Raw genomic sequence first — 14,648 nt, forward strand, 5'->3', positions numbered from 1 at the left:
ACTCCTTGTTCGAGGGGAAGGTCAGGCTTCCTGGGCCACGCGCTCGTGGATGTGGGTGACGACGTCGCGGGCGGACGTCAGGGCGCCGTGCTGCCAGGCGATGGCGTTGGACAGGTGGTCGCCGGCGAAATAGATCTTGTCGACGGGTTCGAGCAGCTTCTCGTACTCGGGTGTGGCCGCCCCGCCGTGCGATCCGCCGCTGCCCGCCCAGTTGGCCCAGGCACTCTCGGAGTACTTGGTGCGCCGCCAGCTGCCCGAGAACGACGACGAGATGTCGCGGGTGTACTTCTCGCCGTGGATCTCCGAGCCCTCCGCGATCGCCTTGGCGAGCCGCTGGCGGTGGGTGAGCGACTCGAACGCCTCCTGCCGCTTGCCGCTGCTGTAGTAGGCGACGACCACACCGCGATCGGAGTTGTAGTGGTCGTACGGGAACATGATCTGCGAGATGTCCTTGTCGGTGTTCGACGCGCCGCCGTAGATGCGGTCCTCCGTCTCCCACCACCGGCGCGAGTACTCGATGCCGAGCTTGCCGGACGACGACGGCTTGGCCGCCTTCAGCGCGGTGAGCACGTCGCCGGGCAGATTGTTCTGCAGTCGTCCGACGAGGTGCGGCGGGATCGTGCAGATTGCGTAGTCGGCGGTGATCGACTTCTTCGAGCCGCCGGCGGTGTATTCGACGGTGACGCCCTCGGACACGTTCTTCATCGACGTCACCTCGGCGCCGAAGACGATGTTGTCGGTACCGATCCTGTCCTGGAACGCGTAGTAGATCCGGTCCATGCCGCCGACCGGGGTGAACATCATCATCGCCTGGTCGTAGCCGAAGTCGAAGCTGAAGTTGCGGCCGATGCCGCTGCGGATCACTTCCTGCATCGCGAACGGCTTCTTCTCGGTGCCGAAGTTCAGGCCGGCTCCGGGCTCGGAATCGTAACCACGACGCGAGGATCCGAGGTAGCGGCCGTCGTCGGACAGGTCACCGAAGTCGCTGAGGAACTCCGACAGCGCATCCTTGTCCTCCCGGCTCAGCACCTGGTCCAGGGCGCCCTGATCGGTGGCCTTCTTCAGCAGTTCCGACATGTAGCCGAACGTGTCGGCCTTCGCGGCCCGGTAGGTGACGGACTGGCCCGACAGCGACGTGTCGCTCTGGTAGTTCACGAACGTGTTGGCGTTCTGGTTTCCGAATCCCTGGATCTCGACGCCGAGTTCGCGGCAGTAGTCGAGCGTGATGTGGCTCTGCGGGATGCGGGTGGCGCCGACGTTGTAGAAGTGGCCCTCCGAGAACGTGCACTTCTGCGTCTCGCCGCTCAGGTCGGTCTCCTCGGTGCCGCCCCGTGCGGTCCAGACGCGGCCACCGGGCCGGGTGCGGGCCTCGAGGACCGTCACCTTGTACCCGGCCTTCTGCAGTTCGAACGCCGAACACAGACCGGCGGGGCCGCCGCCGAGCACGACCACGGAATGGCTGCCCTTCACCTTGCCGATCAGGTCGCCGGCCGCGAGCGGCTGGAAGGTGCGGGCGGGCGCAGCGGTCGACGGTGCGAGCCCGAGCGTCGACATCGCGCCGTACGCGAGGCCTGCGCCTCCGGTGGCCCCGAGGCCCTTCATGAAAGATCTACGTGTGAATGCCAATTCGCGCTCCCATTCTTGCGCCCGGCGACCCGGGTAACTTGTCCGGATTCATCCTGGGAGGGACGCGAGTCAAGAAGTTGTCGGCGGCGAAACAGTCTGAGGCCGGCGAGCGAGAACGGGCGCGGGCCGTTCTCACTCCCGAGTCGGAGTTCGACCCGAAACCGAAACTTTTCGGCAACACGACCCGGCTAGTTTCACGCGCATGTCAGCCCTTTCCGACGCCATCGCGCGTTCGTTCGCCACCGGCGAGCCCGAACGTCAGGCCCTGTCGCCGTTGCGTGCGCTGGGCCGGCGGCAGTTGTCGGGCTTCGAGGTTCTCGCCCAGTCGGTGGCCACGACGGCTCCTGCGGTGTCGATGGTGGTCCTGCCCGTCACCATGTTCACCCACCAGATGCTGCTGAGCGGTCTGATCACGATCGTCGTCGCGACGGTGGTGGTCTCCCTGATCGCGGTGTGCGTCTCGCAGTTCACGCGACGTATGGCGGCCGCGGGCGGCCTCTACAGTTTCGTGTTCCAGGGCCTCGGCACGCGTGCCGCGCTGACGGCGGGTGTCGCCATGCTGACCAAGTACGTGGGCAGTGCGGTGATGACGCTGTACCACGGTGGCCAGGCCGTGATCGCGACGCTCGGCTTCTTCGGGCTGGAACTGCGCGAACCCGCCGGGCGTCTCCTCGTCTACGCCGGGATCGCGATCGTGATCCTCGCCTGTCTGGTCCGCGGGGTGCGGTTCGCGGCCCTCGCCATCCTCGCCGTCGAATCGTGCTCGTTGCTGTTCATCGTCGGTCTGATGATCGTGACCGGCGCGGGCGGCCAGCACGCCGCGGTGCCGCCGTCCGATTCCGCGGACGGGCCGCTGCTCATGACGCTGGCCGCGGTGTTCGCCCTGGCCGGCTTCGAGAGCGCCACGTTCTTCGGCCCGGAGGCCAAGCGTCCGCTCGCCACCGTCACCCGCACCGTGATGCTCACGCCGATGATCTGCGGCGCTTTGTTCATCTTCTCGGCGTGGGCCGCCTGGTCCGGTCGCACGGACACCCTGGTCAACGCGTATCTGCACGGCACCTCCACCGGGGTCGACCCGGCCGTGGTGATCGCCCTGAACCTCGGGTTGGGCACGTCGTGGCTGGCGTCGGCGATGGCGTCGTCGAATGCCGCGTCGCGCCTGCTGTATTCGATGGGGATCGAACGAGTCGTGCCGCGTCTGTTCGCCCGGGTGCACCGCAGCTTCCGCACCCCGTACGCGGCGCTGGCGGTCATCGTGTGCGCCGTGTGCGTCGGTGCCGCGACATTCGGCATCGTCGGCAAGTCGACCGGATTCGGTCATGTGCAGTTGATTGCCAGGACTGCGGTGGTCGCGGCGTACGTGTTGGTGGCCGTGGCGTCGGTGCGGTTCCTCAGCCGGATCGGGGAGCACACCCCTCTGGTCCTGGTGGCGGGAGTCGCGGGCAGCGCCGCCGGCGGAATCGTCCTGGCCTACATGCTGTTCGTGAACGTGGCCCACGGCTTCGCTATGGTCCCCACCGTGGTGCTGACCCTGTTGCTGTCGGGTTCGGCGTGGCAGCTGTACCTGCGATGGCGCTACCCGGCGAGCCTGCGGTCGATGGGTGTGTTCGACACCGCGGAAACAGACGATGTGCTGCCGGGAGCCGGGGTCTTCGCCACGGACGCCGCCGGGAACCTCGCGTTGACGGCGGCTGGACGTACCCCCGGGTCCCGGTGATGGGCGCCCGAGCGGGGGAGATCGCGGGCCACGAACCACGCGCCGTGCAGAAGGCACTCGCCCTGCTCGAGGCCGTCGCTCAGCTCGGGTCCGGGGCGACCGCGCGAGACATCGCCGCACACGCGGGGATCCCCCAGGCCACGGCGTACCGGCTGCTCAATCTCCTGACCGCCGATGGCTATCTGGTGCGGATCGCCGACCTGTCCGGGTTCGCGCTGGGCCGGCGGACCAGGCAGCTGGCGGGGGCGGATGCGGCGCCGGACCCGGTCGACCACCACGCCGTGCTCGAAGAACTGCGCGAACAGGTGCGTTTCGGGATCCATCTGGCGTCGTTCGCGGGCGGCCGGGTGCGACTCGTCGACCGGGACCCCGACCACGAACTCAGCGGCGAGAACACGATCGCCGCGCACCTGCACGCGTCCGCCATCGGCAAGATCCTCCTCGCGTCCCGTCCGGACCTGGTGCCGCCGAGCCTGCGCCGGGTCACGTCGCGGACCGTCACCGACATCGCCGCGCTGCGGGGTGAACTCGACGCCGTCCGTCACACCGGTTCGGCCCGAGAGGTCGACGAGGTGCGGGTGGGCCGCAGCGCCGTCGCCGTCCCGGTGCACGATGCGCAGAACGCGGTGGTCGGATGCCTTGCGGCGATCGGCAAGACCGGACGCCTGGCCGTCGACGATCCGGAACTCACCGACCTCCTGCGATCGTGTGCGGCCCGGGTGAGCGGCCGGGTCCCCGCCTGAGGCCGGCACTCAGCTCGAACTGGCTAGCATGTCCAGGATTTCGGCGCGCACCGCGCGACGCGACCAGTTGCCGAACCGCTTCTGCGCCGACTCCCAGCGGTCCTCGCCCACGTGCTCGAGCGCGAACGCGACGTGCCGGGGGTGTCGCAGCGACGCGATGTCCTGCCGCGCCCGGGCCCGGGCCGACAACGCCAGCAACGCGAGGCCACGATCGGAATCACCGTGCGCGAGCTCGAAGCATCCCACCCCGGCCGCCACGGCCCCGGTGACCGGCAGATCCTGGTAGGCGCCCTGTCCCAGCCTCGACAGCGCTGCCGCCGCGAGCTTCGGCACGAACTCCACCATCATCTCGGACCGGCCGTGCAGCACGTGGGCGCACACCACCGACGCCGCCAGCATCATTCCGAACGGATCGGCGTACGGCTCGGACAGCATCCGGGGATACACCATGTCCAGCGCCTCACGGTAGCGGGCGAGCCCGCGTTCGACGTCGCCGTCCGCGAGATCGATTTCCGCGAGACTGCCGGTGGCGGCGGCCCGCCATTCGTCCGGCCGGTGGTCGTCGGTCCCCGTGCCCGCACCGCGATGCTCGAGAACCGTGTCGGCCAGCACTTTCCGGCCGGCCTCCACATCACCGTCGGCGATCAGCGCGGAGGCCTGGAAGCCCCATAACTGATCCGCCTCCTCCTGCGCACCCAGCTTCCGCATGCCCTCGACGGCGTCCTGATAGTGCCGCACCGCGTGCCGGTAGCGCCCGGACTGACTGTGCAGCGAACCGAGGAACTGCGACGCCATCGCCGTGCCCCACACATCACCGATCGCCCCGCACAGTTCGGACACCGTCGCGGCATCCCTCATCGCGCCGCGGAAGTCGCCGAGGTTCTCCCGCATGCTGGCCCGCGCGGACAACGCGGCCGCGCAGGTCTCCGGATCGTCCGACCGCACCCCGTCCGCGACGACCCTGGCCAGGCGCCGTCCCGAACCCAGCGACAGGATGAGCCGCACCGCGAACGAGGTGACCGACGGAAGATCGGGGCGGTCCCGGAGCAGGTGACGCAGCCGGATCCGGGCCCGGGCGAGCGTGCGCGTCTGGCCACCGAACACCAGGTGCATCGCCGCGAGCAGGAACGTGTACGCCACCAGTTCCGAACCGACGTCCGTCAGGTCCGCGTCCGCCGTCGACCCGAGAATCCGCGGCGTCCAGTTCATCACCTCCGAGTGCGCGCCCCGAATGGCCCACAGGCCGCCCAGCACCGGGAACACGGTCGCCACCGTCTCCGCGTCGTCGCGCTCGACCGCCCACCGCAGGACCGCGAGCAGGTTGTCGTGGTCGGCGTCGATGTCGTCCGCGAGCGCAACCTGGTCGGATCGGCACCGGCGGAGCGCCTCCGACGCGAACCGGCCGGCCCAGACCCCTTGGCGAGCAAACACTTCCGATTCCTCACCGGCCGACGCGAGCTGCTCCTCGCCGTACTCGCGCACCGTCTCGAGCATGTAGTAGCGCAGTGTGTCCGACGTCTCCGACACGGACAGTAACGATTGATTCACGAGGCCCTCGACGGCATCCACGACGTCGTCGACGCCGTCCCACTCCGCGATCGTCCGGGCGGCGTCGAGGTGAACCCCGCCGGGAACCGGCAGAGTCTGCGCAGCGCGATCTGCTGTTGCTCGCCCAGAAGCTGCCAGCTCCAGTCGATGACGGCGTGCAGGGTGCGGTGCCGCTCGGGCGACGTCGGGTCGTGTGACCGCAGCAGCGCGAACCGATGCTCGAGTCGTCGGCCGATGTCCTCGACGCTCATGCTGCGTACCCGCGCGGCGGCCAGTTCGATCGCGAGCGGGAGACCGTCGAGGGTGCGGCAGACGCTGCGCACCGTCTCCGGATCGAGACGCGCCGTGGGCCGCACCGCGCGGGCCCGCACCGTGAACAGTTGCACGGCGGGCGCGTCGTCTTCGTCGATCGCGAGCGGCGGCAGCGGGTACACGGCCTCGGACGCGAGCATGAGGGGTGCTCGGCTGGTCGTGAGGACGGTCAGCTGGTCGCCGGCCGCCACCAGGTCGGCCACGATCTCGGAGCACGCGCCGATGACGTGCTCACAGTTGTCGAGGATCAGGAGCATCGGCCCTGCCGACAACGCTTCCCGGAGCCGTTCCCGCGCCGAATGGACGCGGCTGACGGTGAGCCGGCCAGGCGCGATGTCGACCTCGCTGAGCCCGAGCGTGCTGCTGATCGCCGCCACGACGTCCTCGCTGCTGCGCAGCGACGCGAGTTCCACCAGAGCCACGGACGTCCCGGTGGCGGCCCGCGCACCCAGTTCGTGCGCGAGTCGCGTCTTGCCGGCGCCGCCGGGCCCGAGGATGGTCACCACTCGCGAGGACGTGAGCGACCGCTCGATCTCCGCAATGTCCGAGTCGCGTCCCAGGAGGGCGTTGGGTGCCGCGCGGAGCCCGATCGCCGTCCGATCCGGCGACACGAGGAGCGGAGCCGCCACGGCACCGGGACGTCCGCCCCGCAGGATCTCGGTGTGCAGAGCGACGAGCGCCGGCGACGGATCGGCACCCAACCGGGACACCATCCGTTTGCGGAAGGTCGCGAACACGTCCAGCGCCTCGTTGTCCCGCCCGAGCCCGGCGAGCGCCCGCATCAGGTGCGCGTGCCCCTGCTCGTCCAGCGGTTCGGCTGCGACGTGGGCCAGCGCCTTCGGGAGGGCGGCGTCCCAGTCTTCGACCACCACCAGCGCCGCCAGTTCCGCGACCTTTAGCTGCCCCCGGATCACTGCGGCATCGGCGGCGAGTTCTGTTGCGGCGGGACCCCCGGGACTCCTTTCAGACAATGGTCAAATGGTCGTTCTCCGACGGCACTCAGCTGACCGAGCATGCCCTGCTGCACTACACCTTTACTAACGGGGACTTCACAAACTTCCGAGTGACCTGCAACGGCATCCCATAATCCGCGCCACACGAAACGCAAACGTGGCAACAACTTGTCCGCCAGCGCCACCACAAGTACTCGCTGATACGTTCGGTATAAGCGCCACCACCGCGATGCAGCACGCGGAACGGGCCGGTGGGGACTGTTATTGGGTGTTAGCTGCAGCAGGCTTCCGTTTTGAGCATGGCCAAAACGGACCCTGGTGGACGCAGAACGGCGCTCAGCCCGTTTTGCCTCCTCGGTCGGGCTCGGTAACAGTTCACGCAGCGATGTCTGTGGCCGTCAGCTACTGCTCACTCTGGCAAAGGAGATAGACGCAGCACCGTGGTTGAAACGTACGGCATCGCCGGAAGCGTTAGGTTGTCCGCGTCGGAACCTAACGCTGTGATCAGGCTTGTCGTTGTCGTTCTCGGATGGCGTCGAAGACGGCGGGGTCGACGAGGGTGGAGGTGTCGCCGAGTTCGCGTCCTTCGGCGATGTCCTGGAGTAGGCGTCGCATGATCTTCCCGGAGCGGGGTCTTGGGCAGTTCGGCGACGATGGTGATCTGGCGGGGTTTGGCAATTGGGGGAGATTTCGGTCGCGACCTGTTCGCGTAGTTCCTCTTTCCCGGTGTTGGGGGTGCCTTCCCGCAGGATGACGAACGCGACGATGCCTTGGCTGGTGGTGGCGTCGGCGGCGCCGATGACGGCGGATTCGGCGACTGCGGGGTGCTCGGCGAGGGTGGATTCGACCTCGGAGGTGGAGATGCGGTGGCCGGAGACGTTCATGACGTCGTCGACGCGGCCGAGGATCCACAGGGCGCCGTCCTCGTCGTAGCGGGCGCCGTCGCCGGCGAAGTACCAGCCCTGTTCGGCGAACCGGGACCAGTAGGTTTCGCGGAAGCGGTCGTCGTCTTTCCAGATTCCGCGCAGCATGGCCGGCCAGGGTTGGTCGAGAACGAGGTAGCCCTGCTCACCGGTGGCCACCGGTTGTGCGTTGTCGTCGACGATCTGTGCGCCGAAACCGACTGCGGTTGAGCGTGGATATCCAGTGCTCTCACGTATTCCTGACAACGTGGCTATTGCGGTCTTCGCCTTGCATCGGACGGCAAATCGGGCGACTTGAGGGGGCCGGAGCCCTGGCTGTGGCCCTGGAAAGTAATTGACATCACATTCCCGCATGCCCTACTCTCAAACTGAGATCAGTTCAGTTATGCCCCTCTCGTCGAGTCGGGCCACGCGTAGGGCGTGAATTCGGGGGCCCCGAAAGGAAAACGAGTTTGTGAAAACCATCATGAGGTCTTTTGGGATGTTGACGGTAATCACTGCCGTCGCGTTCGCAGGAGTTGCATGCGGCCAGACCGACTCCTCTACAGGTCCCGTTCAAGGCAGTTGGGACGATGTCGTGGCTGCGGCAAAGAAGGAAGGGGCGGTTCAGCTCTATTCAAGTCAGCACCCGGCAAACCTCGAGGCGCTCAAAGAGGCCTGGAGTAAGGCGTATCCAGAAATCGATCTTGAGTTCGTCCGAGGGACAGACAAGGATATGATTCCCCGAGTCGAAGTAGAGAACCGAACCGGCCAGGCCGTTGCAGACGTGAATACGCTGACAGACGCCGCATGGATCAACAATGCCGCTGTATCCGGACAATTCTCGACGGACTTGGTAGGACCTGCGTTCGACAACCCCGATTATCGACCGCAAACCAACATCAAGAATAACCGATTCTTTCTCACTACTGCGGCAACATTTGGAATGGGATGGAATACGGACGCATATCCAGACGGATTCAAGACTCCTACCGACCTATTGAAGCCGGAACTCGAAGGCCGAATCGGAATCGTCAATCCCGTTGGAATTGCATCGTACATCGACCTTTACGACTTCTACGCTAAAACCTATGGTTCGGACTATCTCGAAAAACTAGCCGCCCTACATCCACGTATTTACCCAAGCGCGTTGGGGATCTCACAGGCCCTCAATTCCGGTGAAATTGTGGCTACACCGACGGTTCAGCCGCTGGTACGGGAGGTGGCGGTGGGCGCGCCGGTAGACTGGGTCTTGCCGCAGGTTCCATGGGGTACACCTTTCTACAGTCACGTCCTCTCCGTTGCGCCGCACCCGAACGCAGCACAGGTGCTCGCTAACTTCCTCGCAACTCCCGAAGGGCAAACCGCGTTAGCCACTGGTAATGCCACCGCTCTCCCGAGTATCCCCGGAGCAGTCGCCTACGCCGGCGATATCCACACCCCAGATGCCACGAAGCTGACACCGGAGGCGGTGGAGAAGGGATCAGTCCAGTGGGAGAAGCTGTTCCAGCAGTAGCGGAGATCACCACGGGAATGTTGCTACTGCGCAGCCCTTCTCGATTGACTCTGGAAGTTGTTCCTTCTCGCTAACGCGGCGCCGGGGGACGAAGGAGTGCACCGCGTCCGGCTCGCGGCACCGAAGAGGTCCAAGACTGGCAAATGTCACGTTGGTCACGGCCCTAGCTGTCGCAGGAGCTGGTGAGTAATTCGTCCCCCGGGGATGTCATCCAGGGTAAGGATTGGTCAGTGCTGGTTCACCGACCACGCTGAGACACCGCTGATGATTCAAGTCTAATTGCGGCCGACGATGAGTCGCATAATTCGGTCCAAATGGCGTCTTATAGCAGAGAATCGAATGTAGTTGATTTTTCCCGCCACCCTTCGCTACGGTGAAGAAACTCGCCAGCCCGAAGGGCTTTCTCTGTCACTATTGGATGTGTGAGCTTCCATGAACTCTCAGGAATATCGAAAACTCCGACAGAGGCGCCGCACCCTTCGGGCCCGCGTTAACCGCGAACGTTGCCATCCAGACATCGAAGCTGAGCGCCTCATCGAGTTCGCCACTGTGTGGGCCCCCTACGGGGGCGCCACCGAAGAGGAAATCCTTGTCAATTTCGGGATGACAAGACGTCGATTCATCGAGAGGTTGTGGCAGGTCATCCCTGAGTCGAACTGTATCCAAGACGAGATACGCAGGTTGGCGAGCGCATACCCTGACTGCGGGATCTCCTTGTAAGTCACCCGTTCCGGTCGGCCACTCTGGTGGAAGAGCTTGTTGCCGGACTCCGGTCTGCGGAGTCGAAGCGTTGGTTCTCGGATCGCTGCGTCGGCACGAGGGACGCCTGACGCCTGGCGCCTGGTGCCCTGGTGCCAGACGGAAGATGGCAGAACGTGCCAGACAAAAGTTGGTAGGACGACACCCTTCGCCCGCAGCGGCGCTGTTCCATCTCGGACGACCGTGACCCGATCAACCACGACCTGCTACATCGAGCGGCGCGGGGTGCCCGCGGCCGAGCAACGTCAATCGCGTCGAGCACGGTCAAGCGCAGCTCGGACTTTGGCTGGCCTACGCCCCATTCTGGTGGCATAATTGTTCGGCTGCACCGCGAACACTTTGAGTGCATTTCATGTGGTGGTTGTCGACCCGCCCGGCCGCGCAATCCGTTTGGTCGCGTCAGCGTCACGAGTGCGTTGATCAACCCTCACTGTCGGCGCCCCGGATCGCCCGGAGCGCCCGGAGCGCCGGCCCGGCCGCAACTGTTGTGTACTGGTCGCGGATCGCTGGATACCGCCCCGTAGCCCACATTCTGCACATCGAGTAGGCCCAATCGGCCTGGTAGGCGACGTTATAAGCGGGTGACGGCGGGCGGGACCCAGCGACCTTCCCTTGGTGAGTAGAGTCGCAGCATCAGCCGAAACGGGCCGGGGGGCGCCGGTAACCAATTGTCGGGTCCCTCGTCGGGTTCGCTACTTTGAATACGGATCACAGTCGACCCACCGCCGTGCTTGATCGAGGTCGTGCGATCCCCAATTGCATACCGGCCTAAAGCATTATCCACCAGGAGGCCGTGCTTGTGGTACATCGTGACCGACCAGAACGCGTCTGCCGGCGGTAGATTGTCGCGGTCGAAAACTAGTTGGTAGCGGTTCGACCTTCCATCGAGTTCCTCGCCTTCGGAGTCCAACTCGCACACCGGATAGATGGCTTCGGTTGAGGGATTGACGAATATTTGCGCGTGAGCGACCGTGGCACGGAGCAGATAGTCCGAGCCGAATTCTGAGCCATTGTCGTTGATGGCCCACCCATTCGCGACCCTTCCGAGGGATCGCACATGGTGTTCGATCATGTTGAACCCGTCTCGCAGTCCGGCACTCACTGCCGCCGTTTCATCCTCGGTCAGTGACACGGGCGTGCCATGCATCCCGAGCAGTTCTACGGCATGCCGTATATCCCCGGGCAAATCGTCGAGGTTCATATCTTTGAGCACATTCTCGAGCGACTTGATGAATCCTGTGGGGTCGAAGATTTCAGCATTGCGGTCAAGAACTACGAGATCCGGTGAGTCCGCTTCTGTCGTGCATGAGTCACATGCAGGCCCGCGGAGAATGATTTGGTTCTGGAGTTCGCGCACCAGATCGGTATCATCCGAGACGGTCGGCTCGACCAATATTCGCCCGACTATCATCACGTAGCGACTGTCGCAGGTCACCGTCGTGTAGCCGGGTGCTGACCTTTCGCCACCACCAGCTCGCCGGATGTGAACAGCCGGTGCGTGGGCACCCTCGGTTCGCTGACCAAACACAGCCGCTGTCCTGGTGTCCGACTCACAAATCTGGAAGCTGTAGTATCGCGGACCGAAGTCCGGAGTTTCCAGGTAAAAGTCGCCCGCGTCGAGATCGAGCCACGCCAGCGAGTAGAGAGTGTCTACATTCGGCGCGACTCCCACCGTCAGGCGATGGTCGGACAGCTGCGCCTGGTGACCCATGGAGTTCAGAGCCGCGCCAGCCGACGTCGGAAGACGCGGTGCGTCAGGAGATAGCGGCAGTGTGAACCGAAAGCGCATTCTCTGTGCGAATATCAACGGATACCCCCAGATTTGGAGCTCTTGCGCAGCGCTCCTCAGGGACCGCTCGTCCGCCGTGCCCCGGCTCGAAGTCACTCTCTCCCCTTCCCTGCCGGACAGTCGGATACGGTCGAAGGCAAACAAATTGAACTGAACTCAGGTTAACTGTATCATGGACGCATGATGGATCTTGCAGACCAGGACCGCCTAGTGGCGCTCCGCAGCTATGACGTGTCGGCGGTCACGCAACTTCACGGATCCGACTCGATGGATGTGCTACCGAACGTTCCCGAGGCTCGCGAATGTTACGTGCGTGCGGCGATGCAACAGGCGGTCCTGTACGGCCTTCCCGGCGTCTATCAATACGCGGTCATGTCCGCGCAGTGCGCGCCGGCGTCGCCGGGCGACAGGTGGGCCGTAAATCAGTTTGACCATGCCCGACTCATGGCTGACGCGAACTATCAGCAGTTCCGTGTCCCCAATGTCGATACGTTGTACTCGAACGCGTGGCTCGACCTCACCGCGGGCCCGGTCGAGCTGGAGCTACCACAGTTCGGGGATCGCTACTACACGTTCAACTTCCTCGATGCTCATAGCAACGCAAGTAACATCAGTTCCAGAACCTACCCGAATGGTCCAGCGAGGTTTCTCATCGTTCTGCCCGATTGGGACGGAACGGTCCCATCGGACGTGCGCGTGTTTCGAGTTTCTACCCCAATCATGTGGGTGTTGCTGCGAATTCAGGTCTTTGGCGATTCCGATCTGGAGAAGGTGCGAGCGCTACAGGACCACGTGCAGATCAGACCACTGGGGTCAAACGACTTCCGGCATGATTGGCCCGTAGTGACCTCAGCGGAGGTCGAGGAGTCCTGGGAAAAGTTTCTCGCGGCGTTCGATACGGTGCTGCGCGTCAACGGAGTGCCTTCACATGAGAGCGCGTATGTGAGGCAGTTCGGTGCTCTGCAAGTAGGAGTAGAGGTCCCATTCGCACCCGACCGGCTCGACGAGTTCAGTACGCGGGGCGCCAGTAGGGGCTTTTCTGATGCGATGGAGATTCTCGACAAATCGCGGCCCTTGCTGGGCAAGAAGACGGACAGTGGCTGGACACGGGTTCGAGACAAGGGCGCGCACGGGACGAACTATCTTGCGCGCGCAATCATGAATTTTGTTGGACTCGGCGCAAATGTGGTCGAAGAGAACACGTCGTACAACACCTATGTCGACGCGGAGCAGGTCCCGCTCGATGGAGCCAACGCTAACTACCGGATTCGCTTCGACCCGACGCCCCCGAGCAGGGCGTTCTGGAGTGTGACCCTCTACGTGGCGCGGACGGGGGCGCTGTACGATGCCCCCGAAGGTCGTCATTCCGTGGCGAGTTCCACTGCGGAACTTCGATACGATCAAGGCTCGCTGACGGTCGACATCAGCACTGTCCGCTCACCAACGATGGTCAACTGGTTGCCCTGTCCGGCAGGAGAATTCTTTCTGGTGATCCGGATGTATGTCCCGGAAGAGGCTGCGCTGACCGGTGAATGGACGCCACCGCCGATTCATCGAGTCGAAGATCCGGTTGCACCGGATGGCACCCTTCCATGATTCGAAGATTTCCTTCGGCGGTCTACAGAAAAGGCACAGAACCCGACGCACGGTTCAGTTTGGCAAACGAACGAACATTTCTCGCTTGGATTCGAACGTCGCTTGCGTTCGTTGCGGCAGGGGTTGCGATCGAGGCACTGAACGACGGTGATCATCGAGCATTCCGGTTTGCCGCCGCCATAGTTCTGGTGAGTACCGGCATCGTCGCCACGGTCCAGGCATGGGTTGGCTGGTTTTCCACCGAGCAAAGCTTGAGGGAGGGCAGACCGTTGCCGTCGACGCGAGTGGCGCTGCCGATGGGTGTCGCGGCCCTCATTTCGGGCCTCCTTGTCGCACTGGCCATGCTCTTGCCATGATCGCGATGTCGCCAGGCCAACACATATCGCGAGACCACCTGCAAAATCTGTTCGCTGATGGCGGACTACAGCCCGAGCGAACCGCCCTCGCCTGGAGACGCACATCAGGCTCATTCCTCGTCTTCGCGCTGGCAGATCTTCGGCTCGCCAAGGAAATGGCGAACACGTGGCTCGACATTCTGGGGGGGTTCCTCGCGGTTCTGGCGATCGCAATCCTCCTTCTTACGAGCGCACGAAGCCTGCCCCGCAGCGACCGCTGGAGAGGGTTGAGGAACGGGAGAATCATCCTGGTCTCGAGCGGAACGCTTGCGTTTCTCGTTGCGCTTGCGGCGCTAACACTCGGAACCACCGGATTTGTAATGGTTTTCAGTATGAGCATCCGGCACTGAGCTTGAGCGCGATGCGGGGGATCGTTCGGAAAACGCGGCGACATGACTTCGATTTCGATCAGATCCTGCATGACCAGAACCGATTCACAGGTTCCGACCACGCCTTCTTCAGCGCGGAATACATCGAGTAGCTAGGACAGGTCAGCCAGGAGGACCTGGCGGTGCAGCTCGACATGCGGCGTCGGCCCTGCTCCCGCTCCCTGTCGAACATCGCCATCGCGCCGGCCGACGGATTCGACGACATCTGGCTGAGGTGACCCCTATTCAGGCGATCCGCCAGAGAGCGAACTGAGTCGGTTTTACTCCACAAGTGATTGACACCACGCTACGGCGCCACTACGGTTAAACTGATATCAGTTCAGGTTATGGAGCGCTATGTTGCATGTGTGTGATTGCGTAGAGGTGAGGCGTTCCCTCTGGAAGGGTTCGCCCCTTTGCTCGA

Annotated in this window: 8 protein-coding genes and 2 pseudogenes; 6 read left to right on the forward strand and 4 right to left on the reverse strand. The window is 64.2% G+C overall.

The features are described 5' to 3' along the window. Positions 1 to 21: 21 nt before the first annotated feature. Complete coding sequence (locus tag FND50_RS28245) at positions 22 to 1,602, reverse strand: FAD-dependent oxidoreductase (protein WP_144287891.1); 1,581 nt, start codon at positions 1,600 to 1,602, stop codon at positions 22 to 24. Positions 1,603 to 1,828: 226 nt separating this feature from the next. Here FND50_RS28245 and FND50_RS28250 point away from each other — a divergent pair, with 226 nt between their 5' ends. Both FND50_RS28250 and FND50_RS28255 read left to right on the forward strand, forming a co-directional pair. Next, positions 1,829 to 3,343 (forward strand): APC family permease, encoded by a 1,515-nt coding sequence (locus FND50_RS28250; protein ID WP_144287892.1) that lies wholly within the window; start codon positions 1,829 to 1,831, stop codon positions 3,341 to 3,343. Further along, positions 3,343 to 4,086, forward strand: coding sequence for an IclR family transcriptional regulator (locus FND50_RS28255; protein WP_144287893.1), 744 nt, complete (start codon positions 3,343 to 3,345; stop codon positions 4,084 to 4,086). Before FND50_RS28250 ends, FND50_RS28255 begins: the two co-directional genes overlap by 1 nt. A 9-nt stretch (positions 4,087 to 4,095) precedes the next feature. Here FND50_RS28255 and FND50_RS37895 read toward each other — a convergent pair. Both FND50_RS37895 and FND50_RS28265 read right to left on the reverse strand, forming a co-directional pair. Continuing rightward, positions 4,096 to 6,902, reverse strand: a pseudogene (locus tag FND50_RS37895) (ATP-binding protein); the annotation flags it as partial. A gap of 501 nt (positions 6,903 to 7,403) precedes the next feature. Continuing rightward, positions 7,404 to 8,077, reverse strand: a pseudogene (locus FND50_RS28265) (acetyl-coenzyme A synthetase); the annotation flags it as partial. 211 nt (positions 8,078 to 8,288) lie between these two features. On the opposite strand from FND50_RS28265, the gene FND50_RS28270 reads away from it, so the two are divergent. Next, positions 8,289 to 9,317 carry an ABC transporter substrate-binding protein gene (locus FND50_RS28270; RefSeq protein ID WP_144289180.1) on the forward strand — a complete coding sequence of 343 codons (1,029 nt, stop codon included), beginning with the start codon at positions 8,289 to 8,291 and terminating at the stop codon, positions 9,315 to 9,317. A gap of 1,330 nt (positions 9,318 to 10,647) precedes the next feature. Here FND50_RS28270 and FND50_RS28280 read toward each other — a convergent pair. Next, entirely contained in the window at positions 10,648 to 11,787 is a 1,140-nt protein-coding gene (locus FND50_RS28280; protein ID WP_186301165.1) for a DUF1214 domain-containing protein, read from the reverse strand. A gap of 258 nt (positions 11,788 to 12,045) precedes the next feature. Between FND50_RS28280 and FND50_RS28285 the strand changes: the two genes are divergently transcribed. From FND50_RS28285 to FND50_RS28295, 3 genes are read left to right on the forward strand one after another with little or no spacing between them, the layout of a single operon-like run. Then, a complete protein-coding gene (locus FND50_RS28285; protein ID WP_144287896.1) occupies positions 12,046 to 13,461 on the forward strand; it encodes a DUF1254 domain-containing protein in 1,416 nt (471 codons plus the stop codon). Next, positions 13,458 to 13,817: a YidH family protein gene (locus FND50_RS28290; RefSeq protein ID WP_144287897.1), complete on the forward strand. Its 360-nt coding sequence runs from the start codon at positions 13,458 to 13,460 to the stop codon at positions 13,815 to 13,817. Before FND50_RS28285 ends, FND50_RS28290 begins: the two co-directional genes overlap by 4 nt. Further along, positions 13,814 to 14,206 (forward strand): DUF202 domain-containing protein, encoded by a 393-nt coding sequence (locus FND50_RS28295; RefSeq protein ID WP_144287898.1) that lies wholly within the window; start codon positions 13,814 to 13,816, stop codon positions 14,204 to 14,206. The genes FND50_RS28290 and FND50_RS28295 overlap by 4 nt, the downstream gene beginning before the upstream one ends. Positions 14,207 to 14,648 lie beyond the last annotated feature (442 nt).

The organism is Rhodococcus sp. WB9 (assembly GCF_007558985.1).
Taxonomy (GTDB): Bacteria; Actinomycetota; Actinomycetes; order Mycobacteriales; family Mycobacteriaceae; genus Rhodococcus_F; species Rhodococcus_F opacus.

Coding starts and splice junctions, on each gene's coding strand:
- FND50_RS28245 (WP_144287891.1), bottom strand. CDS start 1,602: ATGAAGGGCCTCGGGGCCACCGGAGGCGCAGGCCTCGCGTACGGCGCG.
- FND50_RS28250 (WP_144287892.1), top strand. CDS start 1,829: ATGTCAGCCCTTTCCGACGCCATCGCGCGTTCGTTCGCCACCGGCGAG.
- FND50_RS28255 (WP_144287893.1), top strand. CDS start 3,343: ATGGGCGCCCGAGCGGGGGAGATCGCGGGCCACGAACCACGCGCCGTG.
- FND50_RS28270 (WP_144289180.1), top strand. CDS start 8,289: ATGAGGTCTTTTGGGATGTTGACGGTAATCACTGCCGTCGCGTTCGCA.
- FND50_RS28280 (WP_186301165.1), bottom strand. CDS start 11,787: ATGGGTCACCAGGCGCAGCTGTCCGACCATCGCCTGACGGTGGGAGTC.
- FND50_RS28285 (WP_144287896.1), top strand. CDS start 12,046: ATGATGGATCTTGCAGACCAGGACCGCCTAGTGGCGCTCCGCAGCTAT.
- FND50_RS28290 (WP_144287897.1), top strand. CDS start 13,458: ATGATTCGAAGATTTCCTTCGGCGGTCTACAGAAAAGGCACAGAACCC.
- FND50_RS28295 (WP_144287898.1), top strand. CDS start 13,814: ATGATCGCGATGTCGCCAGGCCAACACATATCGCGAGACCACCTGCAA.